Origin of the sequence: Fictibacillus tiangongensis (assembly GCF_048083785.1) — a bacterium.
Lineage (GTDB): Bacteria > Bacillota > Bacilli > Bacillales > Fictibacillaceae > Fictibacillus.
In genome coordinates this window covers 149,146-173,925 of the sequence record NZ_CP182294.1, presented here as the reverse complement: position 1 = coordinate 173,925, position 24,780 = coordinate 149,146, and the positions used below count along the sequence as shown (strand labels likewise).

Annotated in this window: 31 protein-coding genes, 3 tRNA genes and 3 rRNA genes; 2 read left to right on the top strand and 35 right to left on the bottom strand. The window is 44.3% G+C overall.

What is annotated here, in order from left to right:
- Nucleotides 1–15 precede the first annotated feature (15 nt).
- From ACNJYY_RS00950 to ACNJYY_RS00920, 7 genes are all read right to left on the bottom strand, one after another.
- A tRNA-Glu gene (locus ACNJYY_RS00950) sits at nucleotides 16–90 on the bottom strand.
- 24 nt (nucleotides 91–114) lie between these two features.
- Nucleotides 115–190: transfer RNA gene (locus ACNJYY_RS00945), tRNA-Thr, on the bottom strand.
- A 9-nt stretch (nucleotides 191–199) separates the two neighbouring features.
- Nucleotides 200–274: transfer RNA gene (locus tag ACNJYY_RS00940), tRNA-Asn, on the bottom strand.
- A 46-nt stretch (nucleotides 275–320) separates the two neighbouring features.
- Nucleotides 321–436, bottom strand: a 5S ribosomal RNA gene (gene rrf / locus ACNJYY_RS00935).
- A gap of 161 nt (nucleotides 437–597) precedes the next feature.
- A 23S ribosomal RNA gene (locus ACNJYY_RS00930) occupies nucleotides 598–3,534 on the bottom strand.
- 193 nt (nucleotides 3,535–3,727) lie between these two features.
- Nucleotides 3,728–5,278, bottom strand: a 16S ribosomal RNA gene (locus ACNJYY_RS00925).
- The 16S, 23S and 5S rRNA genes sit together here with 3 tRNA genes alongside, the layout of an rRNA operon.
- A gap of 275 nt (nucleotides 5,279–5,553) precedes the next feature.
- Complete coding sequence (locus ACNJYY_RS00920) at nucleotides 5,554–5,778, bottom strand: hypothetical protein (protein WP_416730192.1); 225 nt, start codon at nucleotides 5,776–5,778, stop codon at nucleotides 5,554–5,556.
- A 151-nt stretch (nucleotides 5,779–5,929) separates the two neighbouring features.
- Here ACNJYY_RS00920 and pdaB point away from each other — a divergent pair, with 151 nt between their 5' ends.
- A complete protein-coding gene (gene pdaB / locus ACNJYY_RS00915; RefSeq protein ID WP_416730191.1) occupies nucleotides 5,930–6,691 on the top strand; it encodes a polysaccharide deacetylase family sporulation protein PdaB in 762 nt (253 codons plus the stop codon).
- Nucleotides 6,692–6,710: 19 nt separating this feature from the next.
- On the opposite strand, the gene ACNJYY_RS00910 is transcribed toward pdaB, so the two are convergent.
- Nucleotides 6,711–7,331 carry a KinB-signaling pathway activation protein gene (locus ACNJYY_RS00910; RefSeq protein ID WP_416730190.1) on the bottom strand — a complete coding sequence of 207 codons (621 nt, stop codon included), beginning with the start codon at nucleotides 7,329–7,331 and terminating at the stop codon, nucleotides 6,711–6,713.
- Nucleotides 7,332–7,479: 148 nt separating this feature from the next.
- On the opposite strand from ACNJYY_RS00910, the gene gerD reads away from it, so the two are divergent.
- Nucleotides 7,480–8,106: a spore germination lipoprotein GerD gene (gene gerD, locus ACNJYY_RS00905; RefSeq protein WP_416730189.1), complete on the top strand. Its 627-nt coding sequence runs from the start codon at nucleotides 7,480–7,482 to the stop codon at nucleotides 8,104–8,106.
- Between the two features lie 31 nt (nucleotides 8,107–8,137).
- Here the strand turns inward: gerD and ACNJYY_RS00900 are convergent, their stop codons facing one another.
- The 27 genes from ACNJYY_RS00900 to rplE all read right to left on the bottom strand — a co-directional run bounded on the left by ACNJYY_RS00900 (nucleotide 8,138) and on the right by rplE (nucleotide 24,766).
- Nucleotides 8,138–9,187 (bottom strand): P-loop NTPase, encoded by a 1,050-nt coding sequence (locus tag ACNJYY_RS00900; RefSeq protein ID WP_416730188.1) that lies wholly within the window; start codon nucleotides 9,185–9,187, stop codon nucleotides 8,138–8,140.
- A gap of 341 nt (nucleotides 9,188–9,528) precedes the next feature.
- Nucleotides 9,529–10,254, bottom strand: a complete 726-nt coding sequence (cwlD, locus tag ACNJYY_RS00895; RefSeq protein WP_416730187.1) for an N-acetylmuramoyl-L-alanine amidase CwlD — start codon at nucleotides 10,252–10,254, stop codon at nucleotides 9,529–9,531.
- A gap of 65 nt (nucleotides 10,255–10,319) precedes the next feature.
- The gene (locus ACNJYY_RS00890; protein ID WP_416730186.1) at nucleotides 10,320–10,760 is read right to left on the bottom strand and encodes a DUF2521 family protein; all 441 of its coding nucleotides are present in this window, start codon (nucleotides 10,758–10,760) and stop codon (nucleotides 10,320–10,322) included.
- A gap of 340 nt (nucleotides 10,761–11,100) precedes the next feature.
- Entirely contained in the window at nucleotides 11,101–11,493 is a 393-nt protein-coding gene (rpsI, locus tag ACNJYY_RS00885) for a 30S ribosomal protein S9 (RefSeq protein ID WP_066237857.1), read from the bottom strand.
- 16 nt (nucleotides 11,494–11,509) lie between these two features.
- Nucleotides 11,510–11,947 carry a 50S ribosomal protein L13 gene (gene rplM, locus ACNJYY_RS00880; protein WP_137792238.1) on the bottom strand — a complete coding sequence of 146 codons (438 nt, stop codon included), beginning with the start codon at nucleotides 11,945–11,947 and terminating at the stop codon, nucleotides 11,510–11,512.
- Between the two features lie 151 nt (nucleotides 11,948–12,098).
- Complete coding sequence (gene truA, locus ACNJYY_RS00875; protein WP_416730185.1) at nucleotides 12,099–12,851, bottom strand: tRNA pseudouridine(38-40) synthase TruA; 753 nt, start codon at nucleotides 12,849–12,851, stop codon at nucleotides 12,099–12,101.
- Nucleotides 12,852–12,864: 13 nt separating this feature from the next.
- Nucleotides 12,865–13,662, bottom strand: a complete 798-nt coding sequence (locus tag ACNJYY_RS00870) for an energy-coupling factor transporter transmembrane component T family protein (RefSeq protein ID WP_416730184.1) — start codon at nucleotides 13,660–13,662, stop codon at nucleotides 12,865–12,867.
- 1 nt (nucleotide 13,663) lies between these two features.
- Nucleotides 13,664–14,530 (bottom strand): energy-coupling factor ABC transporter ATP-binding protein, encoded by an 867-nt coding sequence (locus ACNJYY_RS00865; protein ID WP_416730183.1) that lies wholly within the window; start codon nucleotides 14,528–14,530, stop codon nucleotides 13,664–13,666.
- A complete protein-coding gene (locus ACNJYY_RS00860) occupies nucleotides 14,515–15,345 on the bottom strand; it encodes an energy-coupling factor ABC transporter ATP-binding protein (protein ID WP_416730182.1) in 831 nt (276 codons plus the stop codon). Before ACNJYY_RS00860 ends, ACNJYY_RS00865 begins: the two co-directional genes overlap by 16 nt.
- 316 nt (nucleotides 15,346–15,661) lie before the next feature.
- Entirely contained in the window at nucleotides 15,662–16,024 is a 363-nt protein-coding gene (rplQ, locus tag ACNJYY_RS00855; RefSeq protein WP_066237878.1) for a 50S ribosomal protein L17, read from the bottom strand.
- Between the two features lie 58 nt (nucleotides 16,025–16,082).
- Nucleotides 16,083–17,027: a DNA-directed RNA polymerase subunit alpha gene (locus ACNJYY_RS00850; RefSeq protein WP_066390697.1), complete on the bottom strand. Its 945-nt coding sequence runs from the start codon at nucleotides 17,025–17,027 to the stop codon at nucleotides 16,083–16,085.
- A 143-nt stretch (nucleotides 17,028–17,170) separates the two neighbouring features.
- A complete protein-coding gene (gene rpsK, locus ACNJYY_RS00845; RefSeq protein ID WP_066237883.1) occupies nucleotides 17,171–17,566 on the bottom strand; it encodes a 30S ribosomal protein S11 in 396 nt (131 codons plus the stop codon).
- A 20-nt stretch (nucleotides 17,567–17,586) separates the two neighbouring features.
- Entirely contained in the window at nucleotides 17,587–17,952 is a 366-nt protein-coding gene (gene rpsM, locus ACNJYY_RS00840) for a 30S ribosomal protein S13 (RefSeq protein ID WP_066390695.1), read from the bottom strand.
- Nucleotides 17,953–17,973: 21 nt separating this feature from the next.
- On the bottom strand, nucleotides 17,974–18,087 hold the full coding sequence (rpmJ, locus tag ACNJYY_RS00835) for a 50S ribosomal protein L36 (protein WP_007203526.1): 114 nt from the start codon (nucleotides 18,085–18,087) through the stop codon (nucleotides 17,974–17,976).
- Nucleotides 18,088–18,122: 35 nt separating this feature from the next.
- On the bottom strand, nucleotides 18,123–18,341 hold the full coding sequence (infA, locus tag ACNJYY_RS00830) for a translation initiation factor IF-1 (protein ID WP_066237890.1): 219 nt from the start codon (nucleotides 18,339–18,341) through the stop codon (nucleotides 18,123–18,125).
- Nucleotides 18,334–18,657, bottom strand: a complete 324-nt coding sequence (locus ACNJYY_RS00825; protein WP_137792243.1) for a KOW domain-containing RNA-binding protein — start codon at nucleotides 18,655–18,657, stop codon at nucleotides 18,334–18,336. The genes infA and ACNJYY_RS00825 overlap by 8 nt, the downstream gene beginning before the upstream one ends.
- A gap of 14 nt (nucleotides 18,658–18,671) precedes the next feature.
- Complete coding sequence (map, locus tag ACNJYY_RS00820; protein ID WP_066390693.1) at nucleotides 18,672–19,418, bottom strand: type I methionyl aminopeptidase; 747 nt, start codon at nucleotides 19,416–19,418, stop codon at nucleotides 18,672–18,674.
- Nucleotides 19,415–20,068, bottom strand: a complete 654-nt coding sequence (locus ACNJYY_RS00815; protein ID WP_416730181.1) for an adenylate kinase — start codon at nucleotides 20,066–20,068, stop codon at nucleotides 19,415–19,417. The genes map and ACNJYY_RS00815 overlap by 4 nt, the downstream gene beginning before the upstream one ends.
- 68 nt (nucleotides 20,069–20,136) lie before the next feature.
- Complete coding sequence (gene secY, locus ACNJYY_RS00810) at nucleotides 20,137–21,438, bottom strand: preprotein translocase subunit SecY (RefSeq protein WP_416730180.1); 1,302 nt, start codon at nucleotides 21,436–21,438, stop codon at nucleotides 20,137–20,139.
- A complete protein-coding gene (gene rplO, locus ACNJYY_RS00805) occupies nucleotides 21,438–21,878 on the bottom strand; it encodes a 50S ribosomal protein L15 (RefSeq protein ID WP_197134184.1) in 441 nt (146 codons plus the stop codon). Before rplO ends, secY begins: the two co-directional genes overlap by 1 nt.
- 31 nt (nucleotides 21,879–21,909) lie before the next feature.
- On the bottom strand, nucleotides 21,910–22,098 hold the full coding sequence (rpmD, locus tag ACNJYY_RS00800; protein ID WP_066237910.1) for a 50S ribosomal protein L30: 189 nt from the start codon (nucleotides 22,096–22,098) through the stop codon (nucleotides 21,910–21,912).
- A 14-nt stretch (nucleotides 22,099–22,112) separates the two neighbouring features.
- The gene (gene rpsE / locus ACNJYY_RS00795; protein WP_066237913.1) at nucleotides 22,113–22,613 is read right to left on the bottom strand and encodes a 30S ribosomal protein S5; all 501 of its coding nucleotides are present in this window, start codon (nucleotides 22,611–22,613) and stop codon (nucleotides 22,113–22,115) included.
- 14 nt (nucleotides 22,614–22,627) lie between these two features.
- Nucleotides 22,628–22,990, bottom strand: coding sequence for a 50S ribosomal protein L18 (rplR, locus tag ACNJYY_RS00790; RefSeq protein ID WP_066237916.1), 363 nt, complete (start codon nucleotides 22,988–22,990; stop codon nucleotides 22,628–22,630).
- A 31-nt stretch (nucleotides 22,991–23,021) separates the two neighbouring features.
- Nucleotides 23,022–23,561 (bottom strand): 50S ribosomal protein L6, encoded by a 540-nt coding sequence (gene rplF, locus ACNJYY_RS00785; protein WP_066390685.1) that lies wholly within the window; start codon nucleotides 23,559–23,561, stop codon nucleotides 23,022–23,024.
- A gap of 24 nt (nucleotides 23,562–23,585) precedes the next feature.
- Nucleotides 23,586–23,984, bottom strand: coding sequence for a 30S ribosomal protein S8 (rpsH, locus tag ACNJYY_RS00780; RefSeq protein ID WP_066390683.1), 399 nt, complete (start codon nucleotides 23,982–23,984; stop codon nucleotides 23,586–23,588).
- A 32-nt stretch (nucleotides 23,985–24,016) separates the two neighbouring features.
- Nucleotides 24,017–24,202 (bottom strand): 30S ribosomal protein S14, encoded by a 186-nt coding sequence (gene rpsN, locus ACNJYY_RS00775; protein ID WP_066390681.1) that lies wholly within the window; start codon nucleotides 24,200–24,202, stop codon nucleotides 24,017–24,019.
- Nucleotides 24,203–24,226: 24 nt separating this feature from the next.
- Nucleotides 24,227–24,766: a 50S ribosomal protein L5 gene (gene rplE, locus ACNJYY_RS00770; protein ID WP_066390678.1), complete on the bottom strand. Its 540-nt coding sequence runs from the start codon at nucleotides 24,764–24,766 to the stop codon at nucleotides 24,227–24,229.
- Between the last annotated feature and the right edge of the window lie 14 nt (nucleotides 24,767–24,780).

The window sequence follows — 24,780 nt, the reverse complement described above, 5'->3', positions numbered from 1 at the left end:
AGTATTTATAAGAAATGGTGACCCGTACGGGATTCGAACCCGTGTTACCGCCGTGAAAGGGCGGTGTCTTAACCGCTTGACCAACGGGCCATAACTGTTTGTTTAAGTATGATATGGAGCTTCCAACCGGGCTCGAACCGGTGACCTCTTCCTTACCATGGAAGCACTCTACCTGCTGAGCTATGGAAGCAAGTAAAAATGGCTCCACAGGCAGGACTCGAACCTGCGACCGATCGGTTAACAGCCGATAGCTCTACCACTGAGCTACTGTGGAATAATGTAATGAAAATCCACAACTAAGTTGAAATTTTGAGATTATAGCCCAGCGACGTCCTACTCTAACAGGGGGAAACCCCCAACTACCATCGGCGCTGAAGAGCTTAACTTCCGTGTTCGGTATGGGAACGGGTGTGACCTCTTCGCCATCATCACTGGACCTAGTTACGTATGTAACACTCTCAAAATCATTTATCCTGTTGGGACAAGATAAATTTTATTATATTTTAAAGCATTTTGCAAGAGATTTTTTAATGATTTTCATCATTTTTTATGTTCTCTCAAAACTAGATACGACGTTTCCAAATGTTATGCTTTTTTAAGGATAAGCCCTCGACCGATTAGTATCTGTCAGCTCCACGTGTCACCACGCTTCCACACCAGACCTATCAACCTCATCATCTCTAAGGGGTCTTACTCACTTGCGTGATGGGAAATCTCATCTTGAGGGGGGCTTCATGCTTAGATGCTTTCAGCACTTATCCCATCCACACGTAGCTACCCAGCTATGCCCCTGGCGGAACAACTGGTACACCAGCGGTGTGTCCATCCCGGTCCTCTCGTACTAAGGACAGCTCCTCTCAAATTTCCTGCGCCCGCGACGGATAGGGACCGAACTGTCTCACGACGTTCTGAACCCAGCTCGCGTACCGCTTTAATGGGCGAACAGCCCAACCCTTGGGACCTACTTCAGCCCCAGGATGCGATGAGCCGACATCGAGGTGCCAAACCTCCCCGTCGATGTGGACTCTTGGGGGAGATAAGCCTGTTATCCCCAGGGTAGCTTTTATCCGTTGAGCGATGGCCCTTCCATGCGGAACCACCGGATCACTAAGCCCGACTTTCGTCCCTGCTCGACTTGTAGGTCTCGCAGTCAAGCTCCCTTGTGCCTTTACACTCTGCGAATGATTTCCAACCATTCTGAGGGAACCTTTGGGCGCCTCCGTTACTGTTTAGGAGGCGACCGCCCCAGTCAAACTGCCCACCTGACACTGTCTCCGAACCGGATTACGGTCCAAGGTTAGAATTTCAATACAGCCAGGGTAGTATCCCACCGACGCCTCCACCGAAGCTGGCGCTCCGGCTTCTCAGGCTCCTACCTATCCTGTACAAGCTGTACCAAAATCCAATATCAAGTTGCAGTAAAGCTCCATGGGGTCTTTCCGTCCTGTCGCGGGTAACCTGCATCTTCACAGGTACTATAATTTCACCGGGTCTCTCGTTGAGACAGTATCCAAGTCGTTACACCTTTCGTGCGGGTCGGAACTTACCCGACAAGGAATTTCGCTACCTTAGGACCGTTATAGTTACGGCCGCCGTTTACTGGGGCTTCAATTCAGAGCTTCTCCTAAAAGGATAACCCCTCCTCTTAACCTTCCAGCACCGGGCAGGTGTCAGCCCCTATACTTCACCTTGCGGTTTCGCAGAGACCTGTGTTTTTGCTAAACAGTCGCTTGGATCTATTCACTGCGGCTCTCTCGGGCGATAAACCCTATCAGAGCACCCCTTCTCCCGAAGTTACGGGGTCATTTTGCCGAGTTCCTTAACGAGAGTTCTCCCGATCATCTTAGGATTCTCTCCTCGCCTACCTGTGTCGGTTTGCGGTACGGGCACCTCTTTCCTCACTAGAGGCTTTTCTTGGCAGTGTAGGATCAGGGACTTCGGTACTAAAATTTCCCTCGCCATCACAGCTCAGCCTTAATGTTGGGCGGATTTGCCTACCCAACAGCCTAACTGCTTAGACGCACTATTCCATCAGTGCGCTCACCCTACCTTACTGCGTCCCCCCATTGTTCAAACGGAAAGGAGGTGGTACAGGAATATCAACCTGTTATCCATCGCCTACGCTTTTCAGCCTCGGCTTAGGCCCCGACTAACCCTGAGCGGACGAGCCTTCCTCAGGAAACCTTAGGCTTTCGATGGACAAGATTCTCACTTGTCTTTCGCTACTCATACCGGCATTCTCACTTCAAAGCGCTCCACCAGTCCTTCCGGTCTGACTTCGCTGCACTTCGAACGCTCCCCTACCCCTGTACCATACGGTACAAGCCATAGCTTCGGTGATACGTTTAGCCCCGTTACATTTTCGGCGCAGAGTCACTCGACCAGTGAGCTATTACGCACTCTTTAAATGGTGGCTGCTTCTAAGCCAACATCCTGGTTGTCTGGGCAACTCCACATCCTTTGCCACTTAACGTATACTTTGGGACCTTAGCTGATGGTCTGGGCTGTTTCCCTTTTGACTACGGATCTTATCACTCGCAGTCTGACTCCCGCGGATAATTCTCTGGCATTCGGAGTTTGACTGAATTCGGTAACCCTGTGGGGGCCCCTAGTCCAATCAGTGCTCTACCTCCAGGAATCTTGCCGCGAGGCTAGCCCTAAAGCTATTTCGGGGAGAACCAGCTATCTCCGTGTTCGATTGGCATTTCACCCCTACCCACACCTCATCCCCGCACTTTTCAACGTGCGTGGGTTCGGGCCTCCATTCAGTGTTACCTGAACTTCACCCTGGACATGGGTAGATCACACGGTTTCGGGTCTACGACCACGTACTATGTCGCCCTATTCAGACTCGCTTTCGCTGCGGCTCCGTCTTATCAACTTAACCTTGCACGGGATCGTAACTCGCCGGTTCATTCTACAAAAGGCACGCCGTCACCCGTTAATGGGCTCCGACTACTTGTAGGCACACGGTTTCAGGATCTGTTTCACTCCCCTTCCGGGGTGCTTTTCACCTTTCCCTCACGGTACTGGTTCACTATCGGTCACTAGGGAGTATTTAGCCTTGGGAGATGGTCCTCCCGGATTCCGACGGGGTTTCACGTGTCCCGCCGTACTCAGGATCCACTCAGGAGGGAACGAAGTTTCAGCTACAGGGCTGTTACCTTCTTCGGCTGGCCTTTCCAGACCACTTCACCTACTTCGTTCCTTTGTAACTCCGTATAGAGTGTCCTACAACCCCAGAGAGCAAGCTCTCTGGTTTGGGCTGATTCCGTTTCGCTCGCCGCTACTCAGGAAATCGCATTTGCTTTCTCTTCCTCCGGGTACTTAGATGTTTCAGTTCCCCGGGTCTGCCTTCTCATACCCTATGTATTCAGATATGGATACCATCCCATTACGGATGGTGGGTTCCCCCATTCGGAAATCCCCGGATCAATGCTTACTTACAGCTCCCCGAGGCATATCGGTGTTCGTCCCGTCCTTCTTCGGCTCCTAGTGCCAAGGCATCCACCGTGCGCCCTTTCTAGCTTAACCTTATATGATGTTTGCACATCAAAGATTCTTGCTTGGCGCAGATTAGATAAATCTATCTGCCTTGCATATTGTTTGGATGTCGATATCTAGTTTTCAAAGAACATCTTGAAAGAACATAAGTTCCTTCAAAACTGAACAAAAGAAGAATAGGCGTACTTACGAAACACTCGAAGGTGTTTCATAATCTCCATAGAAAGGAGGTGATCCAGCCGCACCTTCCGATACGGCTACCTTGTTACGACTTCACCCCAATCATCTGTCCCACCTTCGGCGGCTGGCTCCCAAAAGGGTTACCCCACCGACTTCGGGTGTTACAAACTCTCGTGGTGTGACGGGCGGTGTGTACAAGGCCCGGGAACGTATTCACCGCGGCATGCTGATCCGCGATTACTAGCAATTCCGGCTTCATGTAGGCGAGTTGCAGCCTACAATCCGAACTGAGAATGACTTTTTGGGATTGGCTTGGCCTCGCGGCTTCGCAACCCTTTGTATCATCCATTGTAGCACGTGTGTAGCCCAGGTCATAAGGGGCATGATGATTTGACGTCGTCCCCACCTTCCTCCGGTTTGTCACCGGCAGTCACCTTAGAGTGCCCAACTGAATGCTGGCAACTAAGGTCAAGGGTTGCGCTCGTTGCGGGACTTAACCCAACATCTCACGACACGAGCTGACGACAACCATGCACCACCTGTCACTTTGTCCCCCGAAGGGGAAAGCTCTATCTCTAGAGTGGTCAAAGGATGTCAAGACCTGGTAAGGTTCTTCGCGTTGCTTCGAATTAAACCACATGCTCCACTGCTTGTGCGGGCCCCCGTCAATTCCTTTGAGTTTCAACCTTGCGGTCGTACTCCCCAGGCGGAGTGCTTAATGTGTTAACTTCAGCACTGAGGGTGGAACCCCCCAACACCTAGCACTCATCGTTTACGGCGTGGACTACCAGGGTATCTAATCCTGTTTGCTCCCCACGCTTTCGCGCCTCAGCGTCAGTTACAGGCCAAAAAGCCGCCTTCGCCACTGGTGTTCCTCCACATCTCTACGCATTTCACCGCTACACGTGGAATTCCACTTTTCTCTCCTGCACTCAAGTCTCCCAGTTTCCAATGACCCTCCACGGTTGAGCCGTGGGCTTTCACATCAGACTTAAGAGACCGCCTGCGCGCGCTTTACGCCCAATAATTCCGGATAACGCTTGCCACCTACGTATTACCGCGGCTGCTGGCACGTAGTTAGCCGTGGCTTTCTGGTTAGGTACCGTCAAGGTACGAGCAGTTACTCTCGTACTTGTTCTTCTCTAACAACAGAGCTTTACGACCCGAAGGCCTTCATCGCTCACGCGGCGTTGCTCGGTCAGGCTTTCGCCCATTGCCGAAGATTCCCTACTGCTGCCTCCCGTAGGAGTCTGGGCCGTGTCTCAGTCCCAGTGTGGCCGATCACCCTCTCAGGTCGGCTACGCATCGTCGCCTTGGTGAGCCGTTACCTCACCAACTAGCTAATGCGCCGCGGGCTCATCTGTAAGTGTCAGCGAGAGGCCAACTTTCAAAAAGAAGAAATGCTTCTTCTCTTGTTATCCGGTATTAGCCCCGGTTTCCCGGAGTTATCCCCGTCTTACAGGCAGATTACCCACGTGTTACTCACCCGTCCGCCGCTAAATCAGAGGAGCAAGCTCCTCATCATTCGCTCAACTTGCATGTATTAGGCACGCCGCCAGCGTTCATCCTGAGCCAGGATCAAACTCTCCATAAAAGTGTTTGTCTTGCTCTAGTTTTAAAACTGACGGAATTAATTCTTAATTCCTTACCTATTTCTTTTGTTCAGTTTTCAAAGAACTTTTTGTTTCGTTTTTGTTAGCCGCTCGTTTTGGCGACTTTTATAAGATACCACCGTTGGCTAGTTGATGTCAACAGCTTTTTTTAGTGATTCTTAATTTGTTTATTTCGTTTGTTTCAGCCGCTGTAAAAGCGACAAGAAGTAATATACCATCTTCTCAATAATATGGTCAATAGTTTTTTTAAAAAAAGTTAATTCCTTTGTTTTCGCCTTAAATACCTTCTGCAATCAGACGGCTTAGCGAACCTACAGAATAAACGATAAATGATCTGATACCTCTCTTCTAAAACAGATTTCACTATAGCATCGATCTTATGGTCTTCAAGATCAAACTTAAGTTCCTCCATCTCTTTTTTTAATACATACTCAAACTCATGAAGTTCTTGATGATTCAATAACATACCTACCAAAGACAATGGACGACACCCCGCTAAGTTTTTTCTTTTACCATTATGGCCATGAATAGTAGGAGTTATTATTTTATGGGATTATCTAAATTTTCGGTATATCTTGTCCCTTTCATCATAGATATTTTGTAAGGAAGATGGACAGGGGGTAGATGGTATTATGAAATTTTTCTTTGTTATTAACGGTAAGAAAGTGAAACAATACATGATTGTTGTATTTGCAGCATTCTTTGCTGCTTCACTTGCTTTTGTAGGACAGCAGCAACTATCTGTATTTTCATCTAAAGATGGACCCCGAGCGATTTATAAGGGAGAAGACCAAGGGAATAAAGTATCTCTTACATTTGATATCAGTTGGGGCGATAAGCGAGTTACGCCGATCTTGGACGTCTTAAAGGATAAAGGCGTAAAAAATTGCACGTTTTTCTTATCAGCCGCTTGGGCTGAACGTCATCCTGAAATCGTTGAACGCATCGTAAAGGATGGTCATGAAGTAGCCAGTCTTGGTTATCAATACAAAAGTTATACGGATTGGGAAGACAAGCAGATCAAAAGGGATATCCTTTTAGCTCAGGAAAAGATTAAAAAGGTATCTGGAAAAATGACTTCCCTTATTCGCCCGCCGAACGGAAACTTTGATGAGCGTGTCTTGAACATCTCTGAAGATCTCAACCATACGGTAGTTCATTGGAGCATCGACACGAAAGATTGGAAAAACCCTGGCGTAGATCGTATTGTGACAACGGCTACCGATGAGACGAAAGCTGGAGACATTATTTTGCTTCATGCATCTGATTCTGTAAAGCAAACGCACAAAGCACTTCCTACAATTATCGATAAACTGCGTGATGATGGATTTAAATTTGTAAGTGTAAGTGAAATGATCGCGAATACAGAGGCCAATAGCAAAGAGGTTAACTAATTAATAAAAAGCCCCTGCCTTATAAGGCAGTGGGCTTTGTTTGTTTAGATGATTTAGATTGATTGGATTGCAACAGTCGATGCAGCATTAAAATTTGATACGTATTACAAAGCATGATCGGAACAAATCCCATCCAAAGCGAAAGGGTATTGTTTTCTTTCAGCACCGGCACCCATTCTAAAATAGTAACGACTGTGATGAAGAAAAGCGTTGGTATAAATGCTACACTCGTTGTTTGCTTTACTTTTACATAGGCAATGATCAATCCGTAAGCTAAAATCGCAAGCGGAATAAGAATGTAATTAACGAGGCTGTCTCCTTCTTTGTGAAAGGATGTATATCGTAAATAGAACAGATCGAATAGTACGACTGCAATCAATACAAGTTGTACACCATTCCAAAGGCGATGACTTTTAAAGATACCCAGACCAAAGCGGTGAACGGTTAAATAAGCAAAAAAGCCCATCTGACTAAAAACACTGAACAACGCGCCGAAACCGATCAATCCAAAAATATATAGAAGAACTTCTAAAGCGCTGCTGTCTTCAGGAAACTTTAATATAAGACCAACTGTGATTGCACTAACAATCCCAATTAACAATGTGGTAAAGAATAAAAAGATCCAATTTCTAATTTTCACGCCTGTTTTCCCCCTCTAACATGCTCCGTAACGATTGTACCAATGTCTTTTTTAAATTGCCAGTTTTCCTTTAAATAACCAGTATAAATACGTGCTAAAAATCAATCCTATAAGTATCGAGCTCAACTTGAAAGGAGGAGGAATTACAATGAAAAAAATATACATTTTCCTCTTTTGTATCTCTCTTGCTGTTCTTTCGGGCTGTGCTCAAGAAGCCCAAGGCAGTTCTCAGGTCGATTATGAAGCAACAAAAAAGATGCTTGTCGATCTGTTAAAGACAGATGAAGGAAAAAAAGCCATCAAAGAAGTGTTATCTGATAAGGAAATTCAACAAGATATACTCATTGATCAAGAAGTCATCAAACAGACGATTGAAAAGCAGCTTCTTTCTGAAAAAGGACAAAAGTTTTGGCAGACTCTTTTTAAAGATCCGAAGTTCTCCGTAGCTTTTGCAAAAAGTATGCGAAAAGAACACGAGAAGCTGATGAAGGATCTTATGAAAGACCCACAATATCAAGCAGAAGTGATGAAAATCATGCAAAATCCGCAAATGGCAGAAAAATTATTATCTCTCGTTGATACACAGCCTGTTAGAAAAGAAATGAAAAAAGTCATGCTTGAAACGTTTGAGAGTCCAATCGTACAAGCCCAGATCCAAGAAATGCTGAAAAAAGTCGCTCATGAAGAAATCGATCAGTCCATATCTAACAAAGGAAAAGAAGCTTCATCCGGCGGTGGACAACAGCAAGAAGAAGAATCAACGAGCCCGCAATAAAAGCCTTCCGATACTCGGAAGGCTTTTTTCTTTAGTTTGTTTTATCGATGATTTTCTTTGCCATCTGAATATAATGTTCCCCGATCGGATGTGTTTGTTCATACACACTCGGCGCAAAATCATCTTCTTTTATCTCGGGCTGACCAAGCGGAATTTGGCCAAGCAACGGTACATTTAACTCTTCTGCTAAACGTTTTCCGCCGTCTTTACCGAATACATATTCCTTCTCACCTGTAGACCCGCTTTGGAAGTATGACATATTCTCCACGATTCCAAGAACTTCATGGTTTGTCTTAATCGCCATCGTTCCTGCACGTGCTGCAACGAAAGCTGCTGTAGCATGAGGTGTTGTTACGATTACTTCTTTACACTTCGGAAGCATCTTGTGAACATCAAGTGCTACGTCACCTGTACCAGGTGGTAAGTCTAGAAGAACATAGTCTAGATCTCCCCATTCTACTTCGCTGAAGAAATTCATGAGCATCTTTCCGAGCATCGGTCCGCGCCAGATAACAGGTGCGTTATCTTCAACGAAAAATGCCATGGAGATTACTTTTACATCAAAACGTTCAACCGGAAAGATTCGGTCGCCTTTTACTTTTGGACGCTCTGTAATTCCCATCATATCTGGAACACTGAATCCGTAAATATCAGCATCGATCAATCCGACCTTTTTCCCAAGCCTTGCAAGAGCAACGGCTAAATTTACAGATACCGTTGATTTCCCAACGCCGCCTTTACCACTAGCGATCGCGATAAATTGTGTCTTGCTGTTTTCGGAAAGAAGAGTAGTTGGCGCACTCTGCGCTCCCGCTTCACTCGGGTCCACAGCTGTAATGTCGTCTCTTTTTTCAAAACGAAGTCCGACAGATTCCACTCCAGCATTTTTCAGTACTTGAACGATCTGCTGCTGCAGCTGCATTTGTTCTGGTGTTCCTGTATGTGCTAAGCCGATCTTCAGCCCCACATATCCTTCTTTTATTTTCAACTCACGGATACTTCCTGAGTCGACCATGCTTTTATGTAAATAAGGGTCTTGAATAGGACCTAACAGCTCGATGACTTTTTCTTCTGTAAGCACATAGACACATCCTTTACCTGTAAAATTCCTCTTCAGTATATCACAACCCCCACTGACAATCATGTAAGCGGTTTTTTAGATGTGTAAATATGATTTTAATTAGAATGGTCTGTAAGTAAACCTTGAAAGTAGTTGATTTCCGTTTCAGATGCTCGCTTTCCGGGGGGCGTGCGGAGAGCCTCCTAGCGCTTTGCGCTTTTAGGAGTCTCTCCTGTCCCGCTGATCCCCCAGGAGTCTCGCACCTTACACTCCAATCCCCTTGTCAATGATGTCTTTAGTAGGTCCGTCCATAAAAGTCCATAATACCTTGTAAGATAATATCTGCTAAAAAAACACCCCCTCTAATCAAGAGGAGATGCTGGTGGGGTTTCATTTGTATAAAAGCGCAGCATCCCTTGATAGATCGATGCCGCTATACTTTTTTGGTACGACTCTGTTTTTAACAGTTCGCGTTCTGATGGATTGGACAGGAAGCCAACTTCGACTAAAGCCCCTGGTACCTCTGCCGTTCTCAGCAAGTATAGACCTTCTAGTGATTTTGCGAATCGGTTCGTATTGTTTAAATTTCGTTTGATTTCGTCTTGAATGAATTTAGATACAGCTTCTCCATCTTCTTTTCCGGGATGATAAAAGACTTGAGCGCCTCTCCATCGGGATGAAGGCAAAGAATTGAGATGAATCGAAATAAATAAGTCCGCATGATTTTCGTTAATAATTCGTTTTCGTTCTTTTAAATCTTCATATTTGCGATGACGCAGTTTTTTTGTTCCCTCGTTTGCGAGATCTGTGTCTGTCTCTCGTGTCATGATGACGAGTGCTCCCGCTTCTTGCAGATAATCGCGAAGCAATACGGAAATGTTTAACGCGATCTCTTTTTCCAGAACTTCTCCATCACCAACCGCACCACCGTCAGCTCCGCCATGACCTGGGTCAATTACGATAATCTTTCCAGAGAGCGGCATGTTCCACGAGCGCCACGAATCATCATCTAAAAAATGATAGGTGAAAATAAAGATAAGGACTGCGCATCCAAGTGCAAATGCGGCTCCCTTCACCCACTTCTTCATGTTTCGTCCCCCTATACAAGCCATATAACATTATGTATATGGGACAAGAAGAAATTTATAACTGATTATTGCAGCTTCATGCGGTAGCGTTTTTCACCGTTTTTATAGCCTTCCATCCACCAAATATGAACGAATGCCTCACAGCAAAGATGAAGAGATTCCATCATCATCTCTGTTCCCCAGCACCAGAACTGCCAATATTCAAAAAGACCGTCTGCGATTGCCTTCTGTTTGGCATAAGCCCTCTCCTTAATCTTTTCTAACGTTTCCCCGTGATACGCAAACCGGCTATAGCCTGCTCCTAAAAGATAAGAATCGATCGCCAAGTCGATGCATGCATCTTCAATGTCATTTTGATAAAGAAGCGAGTATTGAAAAAATGGTTGAAACAAACGCTGAAATTCTTTTTTTATAGTAGCAAGGGATAAGTCCCGAAGTACTTTCCGCTCGAACGTTTCTTTTTTGAAACGCTGCTTTTCTTTAAAGTTGTTTAATACAATTGCCATTGTTGCCTCCCCTTTCATCATGTTGTGTTTTTCCATATCTATATTTTCTCCAGAGATGGATTCACGACACTACATAAAAGATGGGAATAACTCTTTACTGCTTGCGGCGGAGATATTTGCAGAAACAAAAGAGGATCAGCCGTTAGACTTAATTTTTCTGGTTTCGACTTAATTTTTCTAATTTAGACTTAATTATTTGGATTAAGACTCAATTTTCCTCGATGCAGGCTTAATCGTTCCAAAATTAGAACCAATCTTCCGAATCAGACGAAATTCATCACAAACAAAAAAACCCCGCTCTCTAAAAAAGAGAACAGGGTTTTGATAAACGTAATAAGAATTAACGTTTTGAGAACTGAGGTGCACGACGAGCGCCTTTAAGTCCGTACTTCTTACGCTCTTTCATACGAGCGTCACGAGTAAGGAATCCAGCTGCTTTAAGAGAACCGCGGTACTCAGGATCTGCTTCTAGAAGCGCACGAGAGATACCGTGACGGATAGCTCCTGCTTGTCCAGTGTATCCACCGCCATGAACAGTAACTAATACGTCATACTTGTCAGTTGTTTCAGTTGTGTTAAGTGGTTGCTTAACGATAAGCTTTAAAGTTTCTAATCCGAAAAATTCGTCAATGTCACGTCCGTTAATTACGATACGGCCTTCACCAGGAACTAATCGTACACGCGCTACGGAGTGCTTACGACGTCCAGTGCCATAATATTGTACTTGTGCCACGTAAATACCCTCCTTTTTATCCGCGTAACTCGTAGTTTACAGGTTTTTGTGCTTGGTTGTTGTGCTCAGCTCCAGCGTAAACGTGAAGCTTTTTGAACATTTGGCGACCAAGGCTGTTCTTTGGAAGCATACCTTTGATTGCTAGTTCAAGCATTTGAACTGGACGAGTTGTACGCATTTCTAATGCAGTTCTCGTACGCAGTCCACCTGGGTGACCAGTGTGGCGGTAGTAAATTTTGTCTGTTAATTTCTTACCTGTTAATTCAATCTTCTCAGCGTTGATGATGATTACGTGATCACCAGTGTCAACGTGTGGTGTATAAATAGGCTTATGCTTACCGCGAAGGATAGATGCAACTTCACTGGATAGACGTCCAAGTGTTTTGCCTTCAGCGTCGATCACAAACCATTTACGTTCTACTTCAGAAGCTTTCGCCATGAAAGTCGTACGCATGTGTTTTCCCTCCTGTATCTTCAATCAAATTTCATTATATTCATGTGAACATTTCCCGAGATATCTACACGGGGCATGTGGACGATATCTGTAGAAATACCAAATAATATCTTATAATATATAAACAACGATGTCAAGCGTATCCTAAATATTATTCCGTTTTATCTGCATAATCTACACGAAAGAGATAGAGTCCGTTTGCCGGAGCTGTTTTTCCAGCGAACGCACGGTCCTTGCTTTTTATAATCGCAGAGATCTCTTCCGGTTTGAGCTTCCCTTGACCAACTTCTAAAAGTGTACCAACAAGAATGCGGACCATGTTATATAAAAACCCGCTGCCTCTTACCTTGAGCGTTAGGACATCCCCCTGTTCTTCAACATCTAAAGCAAAGATCGTACGAATTTTATCTTCCACTTCGGACTTTGCTGATGAAAAAGAGGTAAAGTCATGTGTACCTAAAAATAACGACGCAGCTTGCTTCATATCCTCTACGTTTAATGGATAGGGAAAATGAAACATATGATTTCTTTGGAACACATCTGGTTGCTTACTTCTTAAAATTTTATAGTGATACTCTTTAGCTGTTGCAGAAAATCGAGAATGAAACGAATCGCTGACCATCTCAATGTCTTTTATTAGAATATCATTAGGAAGCATCGCATTCAATGCCTTTCCCCAAGCATCAGAAGGAATCTCCATAGGAGTATCAAAATGAAACACTTGGCCGATCGCATGAACACCCGCATCCGTTCGTCCTGAGGCATAGATGCCTACAGGTTCTCCTTTGTGCATCTTTCGCAGGACGGTCTGAATCGTTCCTTGCACCGTTCTGCCGCTAGGCTGTATTTGGTATCCGGCAAACTCAGTACCGTCATAGGCTACGGTTACTTTCATACGAGCCATGTTCAATCTCCTTTTAACTACGTAATAAGAATAGCGAAAGCGTAAGCAGTGCTAATAAAATGAGAGCAAACGTATCACGCTGATGCCACTCTAGCGCACGAAGACGCGTTCTGCCTTCACCACCTCGGTACCCTCTCGCTTCCATCGCAAGAGCGAGTTCTTCTGCCCGCTTAAACGATGACACGAATAACGGAACCAAGAGCGGTACAAAAGCCTTTGCTCGTTCTTTGATCGGTCCGCTCGTGAAATCAGCACCACGTGCCATCTGTGCTTTCATGATCTTTTCCGTCTCTTGTAGAAGTGTTGGAATAAATCTGAGTGAGATCGACATCATTAACGCGAACTCATGGACAGGAAGTCTCCACTTTTTTAATGGCCCTAATAGGTGCTCCAACCCGTCTGTAATATCGATCGGTGTTGTTGTTAAAGTCAAAAGTGACGTCATCATAACAAGCAGCAAAAGCCTTAGTGCGATGAATATCCCTTGAATCACTCCGCCTTCGTAAATTTCAAGAAAGCCCGCTTTATAAAGCAGATCGCCTTCTTTTGTTAAGAAGATATGCAAAAGCATCGTAAACACGACGAGTAAAAGGATCGGTTTTAATCCTTTATATAAAAAACGAAATGGAACTTTTGACAAACTGATCGTTACAATCGTAAAAGCGATCAGTACACCATAAGTCACCCAGTTGTTTGCCAGAAAGACAATAAACAAATAAAAGAAGGCAGCAATAAGCTTCGAACGAGAATCCATTCTATGAAGTGGAGAGGAAGCTGGGTAATACTGCCCGATAATGACATTCTGCAGCATATTAGTTCCCCCTCCTCTTCAGACTCTGACTAACTTGTTCTGCCAGCTCTTCTACTGTAAACTTCGTTAAAGCAAGATTATGTCCAGACTTCTCATTCCACTTTTGTAAAAATTGAACGGTCTCTGGCACATCTAATCCCACTCTCTTTAATGCTTCTCGCTCACTAAAGATATCAGTCGGCTTACCATGCAGATACAGTTCCCCTTTATGCATAACAGCAATCTCATCCGCGTATTTCGACGCGTCCTCCATACTGTGAGTAACAAGTATGGTAGTGAGGTTGTTTCTTTCATGCAGGGAATTGAACAACTCCATAATCTCAACACGTCCAGCTGGATCTAGTCCAGCTGTAGGCTCGTCCAAGATCAGCACTTCGGGATTCATAGCAAGGACGCCCGCAATCGCCACACGGCGCATCTGACCGCCGCTTAAGTCAAAGGGAGACTTACTCAGGACACTCTCTGGAAGTCCTACCCTCTCGATCACTTTAGCAGCTGTGAGTCTAGCTGTTTCCTCAGACACACCAAAATTCCGCGGACCGAACATGATATCTTTTTCTACCGTTTCCTCAAAAAGCTGATGTTCAGGATACTGAAAAACAATCCCGGCTTTTTTTCGAAGGGATTTTAAATCTTGCTTCTTACCGCCAGCTTTGAGTTCCGTACTGCCCATCTTTATCGAGCCTGCAGAAGGCTTCAACAGTCCATTAAGATGCTGGATAAGTGTAGACTTTCCAGAGCCGGTATGCCCGATTAAAGCAAGGAATGTACCATCCGCGATATCGAGGTTAATATCGTGCAAAGCCCGTCTCTCGAACGGAGTACCCTCCATGTATCTATGCTCTAGACGGTTTATGCTAATTTCCATAATGCATTCACCAGCTCTTCCTGCGTTAAATAGCTTTTATCAAGCTCCACACCTTGTTGGCGAAGAGCCTCACTTAACTTTAGTGAAAACGGTAAATCCAGACCGGCCGATTTCAACAGTTCACGCTGCTGAAAAATGTCTTCAGGTATGCCCTCAGCTGCCTTCTCTCCCATTTTCATGACAACAACTCTGTCTGCACTTAGCGCTTCCTCTAAATCATGAGTGATGGAAATGACAGTGATGCCTTCTTTTTTATTCAGTTCGCGCACGGTATCGATGACCTCAATCCGACCGATCGGATCAAGCATCGATGTCGCCTCATCCAATACGATAACAGAAGGTTTCTGCGCCAATATCCCAGCGATCGCAACTCTTTGCTTCTGACCACCGGATAATTGATGAGGTTCCTGGTTTAAGAAAGCTTCCATTCCCACTCTTGCTACACTTTCATTGATGCGCTTAACCATCTCTTCACGCGGAACGCCGAAATTCTCAAGTCCAAACGCAATATCATCTTGTACGCTCGTGCCTACGAACTGGTTATCAGGATTCTGAAAGACCATCCCTACAAGTCTTCTCACTTCCCAAATGTCGTCAGGATGGCCTGTCGTGTACTGTGAGACATATACAGCACCTTCACTAGGCAACAACAGTCCGTTGAGCATTTTTGCCAACGTGGACTTCCCAGAGCCGTTATGGCCCACGATCGAAAGCCATTCCCCTTTATGCACGTCTAGCGTTACACCTTTAAGGGTAGGTGTCTCTTCTCCCGGATAAATAAAGGTCACATCTTTAACGGTAATGATGTTTTCCATGTGACATCCTCCTCTTAACTGCTGCTCATTCTAAGCTGCTCTCTGCTCGATATTAGTCTTTAATAACAAGTTGTTTTCAAAAAGTTCGAGCTTCATTGACTAGTTGATCGGAGCGCAAGGTGCGAGACTCCTGCGGGACAAGCGGTCAGGTGAGACCCTTAAGGGCGCAAAGCGGCAAGGGGCTCACCGCCTGCCCCGCGGAAAGCGAGCACCTGGAGCGCAAATCAACCTTTCGAAAATCTACTCGAATTTTCGATAAAATAAAAAAGGGCAAGATTGTCATTGAAGACTTGATCCCGCCCTTTCATACGTTTTATTAAACTAATTCAATGATAACCATTGGTGCACCATCACCACGGCGAGGGCCGATTTTTGCGATGCGAGTGTAACCACCGTTACGCTCTGCATAGCGAGGTGCAAGATCACTGAAAAGCTTTTGTAGAGATCTTTGTCCAGACTCAGCGTCTGCTACTTCGTTACGAAGGAACGATGCAGCTTGACGGCGAGCATGAAGGTCTCCACGCTTACCAAGCGTAATCATTTTCTCAGCAAATTTACGAACTTCTTTTGCACGTGCTTCTGTAGTTTCAATACGCTCGTTGATGATTAAATCAGTAGCTAAATCACGAAGCATTGCTTTACGAACCGCAGATACACGACCTAACTTTTGGTATCCCATGCTTGTATTCCCTCCTCTGCGCGTTTCTCTCTCGTCTTGAAAAAGCGCGTATTACGAATTAATCGTCAGCGCGTAATGAAAGACCTAGCTCTTCAAGTTTCTCTTGAACTTCTTCAAGAGATTTCTTTCCAAGGTTGCGTACTTTCATCATGTCTTCTTCAGACTTATTCGCAAGTTCTTGAACTGTATTAATGCCAGCACGCTTTAGGCAGTTATAAGAACGAACAGAAAGATCAAGTTCTTCGATCGTCATCTCAAGTACTTTTTCTTTTTGATCTTCTTCTTTTTCTACCATAATCTCAGCGTTCTGAGCTTGATCTGTTAAGCCAACAAAAATGTTTAAATGTTCGCTAATGATCTTCGCACCAAGAGAAACTGCTTCCTCTGGACGAATGCTCCCATCTGTCCATACATCAAGCGTTAGCTTATCATAGTTTGTTACTTGTCCTACACGAGTGTTTTCCACTTGATAGTTCACACGCGAAATTGGCGTGTAAATAGAATCAACAGGAATTACTCCGATCGGCAGGTCTTCGCGTTTATTGCCTTCTGCCTGTACATAACCACGACCACGTTTCGCATGAAGCTTCATTTGGAAATGAGCTCCTTTTGCTAGTGTTGCGATATGAAGATCCGGGTTAAGGACTTCAACATCGCTGTCGTGCGTAATGTCTCCAGCTGTTACAACACCGTCACCTTGTACATCGATTTCAAGTGTCTTCTCTTCATCAGAGTAAATCTTCATTGCAAGTTTCTTTAGGTTTAAGATGATGGTTGTAACATCTTCAACTACACCTTCAACTGTAGAGAACTCATGCAATACGCCATTGATCTGAATAGATGTAACTGCTGCACCAGGTAGTGAGGACAACAAGATACGACGCAAGGAGTTGCCTAGTGTAGTCCCGTATCCACGTTCAAGTGGTTCAACAACAAACTTTCCGTATGTGGCATCGTCGCTGATTTCAACCGTCTCAATTCTTGGCTTTTCGATTTCGATCATTCAACTGAACCCTCCTTCAAACGTCGAATCTCGGCTGGAGATTTCCAGCCGAAATTCCCCATAGGCATTCCGACTTATCATTTACCAAAACTTTCACTATAACCATTATAGACAAGTTATAGAAATATATACCGTGTATATTGTTACACGCGACGGCGTTTTGGCGGGCGGCAACCGTTGTGAGGTACAGGAGTAACGTCACGAATAGCTGTTACTTCTAAGCCTACCGCTTGAAGGGCACGGATTGCTGCTTCACGTCCAGCACCAGGTCCTTTAACGGATACTTCCAACGTTTTCATACCATGTTCCATTGCAGTTTTACCAGCTGTTTCAGCTGCCATTTGTGCTGCGAACGGAGTAGACTTACGAGAACCTTTAAATCCTAGGTGACCAGCAGTCGCCCAAGAGATTGCGTTCCCGTGCGTGTCAGTGATCGTAATGATCGTGTTGTTGAACGTAGAACGGATATGTGCTACGCCGACTTCAACATTCTTTTTGACACGACGTTTACGTGTATTAGTCTTACGTGCTTTTGCCATTTAGAGTTTACCTCCTTTACTTACTTTTTCTTATTCGCTACTGTACGACGAGGTCCTTTACGAGTACGGGAGTTGTTCTTCGTGTTTTGACCACGTACTGGTAATCCACGACGATGACGAACACCACGATATGCTCCGATCTCGATTAGACGCTTGATGTTTAGTGATACTTCACGACGAAGGTCACCTTCCACTTTATGTCCATCGATGACTTCGCGGATTTTATTTAATTCATCTTCAGTAAGATCACGAACGCGTGTATCTTCAGAAACTCCAGCTCCAGCAAGAATTTGCTGTGCTTTTGTTTTACCGATACCGAAGATGTATGTTAAAGAGATTACTACTCGCTTATCACGAGGAATATCTACACCTGCAACACGTGCCATAATTTTTGCACCTCCTGTATATTAACCTTGTTTTTGTTTATGTTTCGGATTTTCACAGATCACCATTACAGTGCCTCTGCGGCGAATCACTTTACATTTTTCACATATTGGCTTGACTGATGGTCTTACCTTCATTGTTTATAACCTCCTTATGTCACGGAGTACATTGATTATTTAAAACGATACGTTATACGACCACGTGATAAGTCATACGGAGACAATTCTACGGTTACTTTATCCCCTGGAAGAATTCGAATGTAGTGCATACGAATCTTTCCAGAAACGTGCGCTAGAACTTTGTGTCCGTTTTCTAGTTCAACACGAAACATGGCGTTCGGAAGAGGTTCAATTACTGTACCTTCGACCTCAATAACATCATCTTTAGCCATCGACTTGATCTCCCTTCTTCAGAGCAATGACTTTCTCGTCGGAAAACTTCGCTACTGCATAACGCAATTTGCCATTGGTTACACGACCTGTTTCAAGAATGCTTTTAACAACTTCCGGAGAAGTAAAATCCAGCAGCTCTAAGTGGTTTAGGTTCTTGCGCTTGGCTCGATCAAACTTTCTCTTGTCACCATCTGCTACGAGGACGAAGCGTCCATCGAGAATACCGACAATCACACCTAACCGATCTGCGTCTCTTCCTTTTAGTATCCGAACTAGTTGACCTATGCTCGGTACCGAATCAGATTCGCTTACCATCTCATCACCTTCACTTAGATCTTTGTTAAGATTTCAAAGCCTTCTTCCGTAATGACAACTGTGTGTTCAAAGTGAGCACACCATTTGCCATCCGTTGTGACAACCGTCCAGTTATCGGATAATGTTCGAACATAGCGAGTTCCCGCATTAATCATAGGCTCTATTGCTAGAACCATGCCCTTTTTCAGCACCGGCCCTTTACCAGGCGGTCCATAATGAGGAATTTGCGGGTCCTCATGTAAGTCCTGGCCAATTCCGTGTCCGACATATTCGCGAACAACAGAAAACCCTTCACTCTCAGCATACTTTTGTATCTCATGAGAAATGTCAGTTAACCGGGCACCGGCTTTTGCTTTTTCAAGTCCTTTATATAAAGACTCTTCGGTTACATCCAGAAGTTTTTGAGCTTCATCTGAAATCTCGCCAACTCCATACGTCCAAGCGGAGTCACCGTGGTATCCTTTGTACTTCGCCCCAATATCTATAGAGATAATGTCGCCATGGTTGAGTACGCGTTTACCTGGTATTCCGTGCACAAGTTCTTCATTTACAGAAGCACAGATGCTTCCACTAAAACCATTATAGTTTTTAAATGAAGGAATTGCACCTTGGCTGCGGATAAACGTATCAGCAATTTTATCCAGTTCCTTAGTAGTTATGCCAGGCTTAATGTGTTTTTTTAACTCTTGATGAGTTAAGGCAACAATGCGACCTGCCTCCCGCATGATTTCAATCTCTCGCGGTGTTTTGCAGATTATCATTTCGCCAATCCCCCAATAAGTTGGTCAATGTCTTGAAAGACTTTGTCGATATCCTGATCACCATTTATGTTTTTCAGGTAACCTTTTTCACCATAAAAATCAAGCAGTGGTTTAGCCTGCTTCATGTTTACATTTAAACGGTTTCGAACGGTCTCTTCATTATCATCTTGACGTTGGATAAGCGTACCGCCGTCTTTATCACATACTCCTTCAACCTTTGGCGGGTTGAATATTACATGATACGTGCTTCCGCATGTTTGGCAAATCCGACGACCTGTTAATCGCTGCATAAGCTGATCAGAATCTACTGAAATGTTTAACACATAATCAATCGTTCTTCCTAGCTCTTTTGTGATTTCTTCTAATGCTTCCGCTTGGGCAACTGTCCGAGGGAATCCATCAAGTAAAAATCCTTTTTCGCAGTCCTTTTTAGAAAGTCGGTCACGTACGATACCGATTGTAACTTCGTCAGGAACGAGGTTACCCGCATCCATGTACGATTTTGCCTCAAGTCCAAGAGGAGTCTCCTCTTTAATTGCTGCTCGGAACATATCTCCAGTAGAGATATGAGGTATTCCGTATTTCTCAACAATTCTTTCTGCTTGAGTACCCTTACCTGCTCCGGGCAATCCCATTAAGACTAGATACATCTAATCCCTCCATAAATCACAATCGTCTTTTTTTAAGAGCGTGTGGGAAGATGAATCTTCCCGTGCTCTTATTTTATGAAGCCTTTGTAGTGTCGCTTGATCAGCTGACTCTCAATTTGCTTCATGGTGTCTAGTGCCACACCTACAACAATCAGCAAGCTTGTTCCACCAATTTGAATGGCTGGCGGAAGGTTCAAACCTGGAATTGCTGTAAAGACAACTGGCAGGACTGCAATTGCAGCCAGGAATAGAGATCCAACAAATGTTAATCGATACAGAATTCTTGTTATATAAGTTTGAGTGTTAGCTCCTGGACGAATGCCAGGAATGTATCCACCCTGCTTCTTTAAGTTTTCCGCCATTTGCTCCGGATTAACTTGGATGAACGTATAGAAATACGAGAATCCAATAATAAGGAGCGCATATATAATCATTCCGACTGGTTTCGTGTAGTCAAACGTGTTGATAATCCAAGTCGTAACATCATTCTGTCCGAAGAAGCCGGCAACAGTTCTTGGCGTGATGATCAAGGAAATCGCGAAGATAACCGGGATAACACCTGCTGCATTAACTTTAATCGGAAGATGAGTTGACTGGCCGCCAACAGGCTTTGTTCCAACGACTCGCTTTGCATACTGAATCGGGATTTTCCGAACACCTTGTTGAATAAAGATAACACCCATAATAATGAGTATAATCGCAAGAGCAAGCAGTACAATCGTTACAATATGCATGAATAACTGATCGTTACCACCTTCAAATTGCGTTGTGAAAAGCTGGTTAACTGCTGTAGGAATAGCTGCGGCAATCCCCGCAAAAATCAGAACTGAAATTCCGTTTCCAATCCCCTTAAGGGTAATCTGCTCACCTAACCACATTAAGAATGCAGTACCTGCAGTTAAAACTAACGCGATAAAAAGATACGTAGACATACTAGGGTTTTGAATAAGTCCTGGGAAAAGATTGTTAAAACCGATAGACATACCGATTGCCTGGATAAAACCAAGAACAATAGTTCCATAACGAGTGAACTGAGCTAATTTCTTACGCCCAACTTCACCTTGCTTACTCCACTCCGTAAATTTAGGAACAACGTCCATCTGCAGAAGCTGCACGATGATCGATGCTGTAATATACGGCATGATACCCATAGCGAAAATGGAGAAGTTCTGTAAAGCTCCACCGCCAAACGTATTCAAAAAACCAAAAATGTTAGCACTGTCGCCTGTACTGAATTTCAGTACATCGCGATTTACGCCTGGTACTGGGATAAATGTTCCTAGACGGAACACTACCAGCATAGCAAGTGTAAACAATATCTTGTTTCTCAGATCACCCACACGCATAATGTTGGAGATTGTCTGGAACATTAGATCACCTCAGTAGTTCCGCCCGCTGCTTCAATTGCTTCTTTAGCAGAAACAGAGAATTTGTGCGCCTTAACTGTAAGCTTAGCTTCTAACTTGCCATTTCCTAGAACTTTGATTCCGTTTTTAAGACTGCTAACTACTCCTGTTTCGATAAGAAGTTCCGGAGTAACTACTGTGCCCTCTTCAAAACGAACTAGCTTCTCAAGATTTACAACTGCATACTCTTTACGAGTAGGGTTTGTGAATCCGCGTTTCGGTAAACGACGTGCTAGTGGATTTTGTCCACCTTCGAATCCAGGTCTAACACCACCGCCTGAACGAGAGTTCTGACCTTTATGACCACGACCACTTGTTTTACCATTGCCTGATCCGATACCGCGACCTAAACGGTTGCGAACTTTACGGGATCCTTCTGATGGCTTCAACTCATGAAGTTTCATCTGAGCACCTCCTCATGATTTATTTATACTATTAAGCTTCTAATTCTTTCACTGTTAAAAGGTGAGACACCTTGTTAACCATACCGCGGATAGCCGCGTTATCTTCGTGTACAACCGTCTGGTGCATTTTGCGCAAACCAAGTGTCTTAACAACGATACGTTGGTTTTCAGGACGGCCGATAACACTACGAGTGAGGGTGATTTCTAATTTCTTAGCCATCTAAAGTTCCCTCCTTAACCTAAAAGCTCTTGTACTGATTTACCGCGAAGTTTCGCAACGTCTTCAGCACGCTTTAAATTTTTCAAACCTTCGATAGTTGCACGAACCATGTTGATTGGGTTGTTAGATCCAAGTGACTTAGAAAGGATGTCACCTACACCAGCAAGCTCCAATACTGCACGTACAGGTCCACCAGCAATTACCCCAGTACCTTCAGATGCAGGCTTAAGAAGTACGTTACCTGCTCCAAAGCGTCCAATTACTTGGTGAGGAATTGTTGTTTTTACGATCGGTACAGTTACTAAGTTCTTCTTAGCATCTTCAATCGCCTTACGGATCGCTTCTGGTACCTCTTGGGCTTTACCAGTACCGAATCCAACGTGACCGTTTTTGTCACCAACTACAACTACTGCAGCAAAGCGGAAACGACGTCCACCTTTTACTACCTTAGCTACACGGTTAACGGTAACGACGCGTTCTTCAAGTTCAAGTTTGTTAGGGTCGATACGCATCAGGTTCCCTCCTTCGATTAAAATTCTAACCCAGCTTCACGAGCTGCGTCTGCTAATGCTTTAATACGTCCGTGATATAAATATCCGCCTCGGTCAAATACTACCGATTTGATTCCTTTTTCAACTGCGCGCTTAGCGATTTCTTGACCAATCGCTTTAGCAGCATCTACGTTTCCACCGTTTTCTACACTTACACCTTTATCAAGGGAAGATGCAGATACAATTGTTACACCTGCTTGATCATCGATCAATTGAGCATAGATGTGCTTTGTAGAACGGAATACGTTCAAACGAGGACGTTGTGCTGTTCCGCTTACAACGCGGCGAACACGAGCATGTCTTTTCTTACGAGCGACATTCTTATCTGCTTTCGTGATCATCCTTTGCACTCCTTTCCGCTACCTAACGGCTTTATTTACCAGTTTTACCTTCTTTACGGCGAACGAATTCACCTTCGTAACGAATACCTTTACCTTTGTAAGGTTCAGGTGAACGAACTGAACGGATGTTTGCAGCAACTTCACCAACACGTTGCTTGTCAATACCCTTAACGATTACCTTCGTGTTAGAAGGTACTTCGATGTCGATCCCTTGCTCAGGAACGATTTCAACAGGATGAGAGTAACCTACGTTAAGTACAAGCTTGTTACCAGCTTTGGAAGCACGATATCCAACCCCGATAATTTCTAGAGCTCTTTCATAACCGTTAGTTACACCGATAACCATGTTGTTTAGTACGCTGCGAGTTGTACCATGCAATGCACGGTGCTCTTTGTGGTCGCTCGGGCGTTCCACAGTAATTTCGTTATCTTGAACATTAATCTTAATGTCAGCATTGAATTTGCGAGAAAGTTCACCTTTAGGGCCTTTTACAGAAACCGTGTTGTCAGTTGCAACATCGATCGTAACGCCACCTGGAACTTCAATCGGTTTGTTACCTACGCGAGACATGTTGACACCTCCATTCGCTATTTATTACCAAACGTACGCTAGTACTTCGCCACCCATTTGTGATTGGCGAGCTTCTTTATCAGTCATAATGCCTTTAGAAGTAGATACGATCGCAATACCAAGTCCTCCAAGTACACGTGGAAGATCAGTTGATTTTGCATAAACACGTAGACCAGGCTTAGAGATACGCTTAAGACCTGAGATTACACGCTCATTGTTAGAACCGTACTTAAGGAAGATACGAATCATTCCTTGTTTGCTATCCTCTACATATTCCACATCGCGAACAAAACCTTCACGCTTTAGGATTTCTGCGATTTCTTTTTTCATATTAGAAGCAGGAAGCTCCAATTTATCGTGACGAACAGTGTTTGCGTTGCGGATACGAGTAAGCATATCTGCAATTGGATCTGTCATAACCATTACTAGTTACCTCCTTCCCTTTTTTCAGGGTATTACCAGCTGGCTTTTTTAACGCCAGGAATTTGACCTTTGTAAGCAAGTTCTCTGAAACAAATACGGCACAGTTTGAACTTGCGGATTACTGAATGAGGACGCCCGCAACGTTCACAGCGCGTATATTCTTGCACTCCGAACTTTTGCTTGCGTTGTTGCTTAGCAATCATGGATTTCTTTGCCACGGGTAAACCTCCTTTGGCTAAAGGTTATTTTTGGAATGGCATTCCGACTTGTGTAAGAAGCTCACGTGCTTCTTCGTCAGTGTTCGCAGTCGTTACGATAACGATGTCCATTCCGCGAACTTTGTTTACTTTATCATAGTCGATCTCTGGGAAGATCAATTGCTCTTTAACTCCAAGCGTGTAGTTACCGCGGCCGTCGAAAGACTTCTTGGAAACCCCGCGGAAGTCACGTACACGTGGAAGGGAAACGCTGATTAACTTATCAAGGAAGTCATACATGCGCTCTCCGCGAAGTGTAACTTTTGATCCGATCGGCATACCTTCACGAAGTTTGAATCCAGCGATAGATTTCTTAGCACGCGTGATCACAGGCTTTTGACCAGCGATTGCTGTAAGTTCCTCTACTGCTGTATCTAACACTTTAGAGTTGGATACTGCTTCACCAACACCCATGTTGATAACGATTTTTTCAATCTTTGGTGCTTGCATTACTGAAGTGTAATTAAACTTTTCCATTAGAGATGGTAAGATCTCTGCTTTATATCGCTCTTGTAGACGGTTCATTATGTGTCCTCCTT

Excerpts from the sequence above, each read along its gene's own strand:
- rpmJ (WP_007203526.1), bottom strand. The coding sequence starts at position 18,087 with ATGAAGGTAAGACCATCAGTCAAGCCAATATGTGAAAAATGTAAAGTG.
- gerD (WP_416730189.1), top strand. The coding sequence starts at position 7,480 with ATGAAAAAAATATACATTTTCCTCTTTTGTATCTCTCTTGCTGTTCTT.
- secY (WP_416730180.1), bottom strand. The coding sequence starts at position 21,438 with ATGTTCCAGACAATCTCCAACATTATGCGTGTGGGTGATCTGAGAAAC.
- rplF (WP_066390685.1), bottom strand. The coding sequence starts at position 23,561 with ATGTCTCGCGTAGGTAACAAACCGATTGAAGTTCCAGGTGGCGTTACG.
- rplE (WP_066390678.1), bottom strand. The coding sequence starts at position 24,766 with ATGAACCGTCTACAAGAGCGATATAAAGCAGAGATCTTACCATCTCTA.
- rplM (WP_137792238.1), bottom strand. The coding sequence starts at position 11,947 with ATGCGTACGACTTTCATGGCGAAAGCTTCTGAAGTAGAACGTAAATGG.
- ACNJYY_RS00825 (WP_137792243.1), bottom strand. The coding sequence starts at position 18,657 with ATGGTAAGCGAATCTGATTCGGTACCGAGCATAGGTCAACTAGTTCGG.
- cwlD (WP_416730187.1), bottom strand. The coding sequence starts at position 10,254 with ATGAAGAAGTGGGTGAAGGGAGCCGCATTTGCACTTGGATGCGCAGTC.
- ACNJYY_RS00890 (WP_416730186.1), bottom strand. The coding sequence starts at position 10,760 with ATGGCAATTGTATTAAACAACTTTAAAGAAAAGCAGCGTTTCAAAAAA.
- map (WP_066390693.1), bottom strand. The coding sequence starts at position 19,418 with ATGATAATCTGCAAAACACCGCGAGAGATTGAAATCATGCGGGAGGCA.
- ACNJYY_RS00870 (WP_416730184.1), bottom strand. The coding sequence starts at position 13,662 with ATGCTGCAGAATGTCATTATCGGGCAGTATTACCCAGCTTCCTCTCCA.
- ACNJYY_RS00865 (WP_416730183.1), bottom strand. The coding sequence starts at position 14,530 with ATGGAAATTAGCATAAACCGTCTAGAGCATAGATACATGGAGGGTACT.
- rpsK (WP_066237883.1), bottom strand. The coding sequence starts at position 17,566 with ATGGCAAAAGCACGTAAGACTAATACACGTAAACGTCGTGTCAAAAAG.
- ACNJYY_RS00815 (WP_416730181.1), bottom strand. The coding sequence starts at position 20,068 with ATGTATCTAGTCTTAATGGGATTGCCCGGAGCAGGTAAGGGTACTCAA.
- ACNJYY_RS00850 (WP_066390697.1), bottom strand. The coding sequence starts at position 17,027 with ATGATCGAAATCGAAAAGCCAAGAATTGAGACGGTTGAAATCAGCGAC.
- infA (WP_066237890.1), bottom strand. The coding sequence starts at position 18,341 with ATGGCTAAAGATGATGTTATTGAGGTCGAAGGTACAGTAATTGAACCT.
- rpmD (WP_066237910.1), bottom strand. The coding sequence starts at position 22,098 with ATGGCTAAGAAATTAGAAATCACCCTCACTCGTAGTGTTATCGGCCGT.
- rpsH (WP_066390683.1), bottom strand. The coding sequence starts at position 23,984 with ATGGTTATGACAGATCCAATTGCAGATATGCTTACTCGTATCCGCAAC.
- ACNJYY_RS00860 (WP_416730182.1), bottom strand. The coding sequence starts at position 15,345 with ATGGAAAACATCATTACCGTTAAAGATGTGACCTTTATTTATCCGGGA.
- rpsM (WP_066390695.1), bottom strand. The coding sequence starts at position 17,952 with ATGGCACGTGTTGCAGGTGTAGATATTCCTCGTGATAAGCGAGTAGTA.
- rplQ (WP_066237878.1), bottom strand. The coding sequence starts at position 16,024 with ATGGGATACCAAAAGTTAGGTCGTGTATCTGCGGTTCGTAAAGCAATG.
- rplO (WP_197134184.1), bottom strand. The coding sequence starts at position 21,878 with ATGAAACTTCATGAGTTGAAGCCATCAGAAGGATCCCGTAAAGTTCGC.
- truA (WP_416730185.1), bottom strand. The coding sequence starts at position 12,851 with ATGGCTCGTATGAAAGTAACCGTAGCCTATGACGGTACTGAGTTTGCC.
- pdaB (WP_416730191.1), top strand. The coding sequence starts at position 5,930 with ATGAAATTTTTCTTTGTTATTAACGGTAAGAAAGTGAAACAATACATG.
- rplR (WP_066237916.1), bottom strand. The coding sequence starts at position 22,990 with ATGATCACGAAAGCAGATAAGAATGTCGCTCGTAAGAAAAGACATGCT.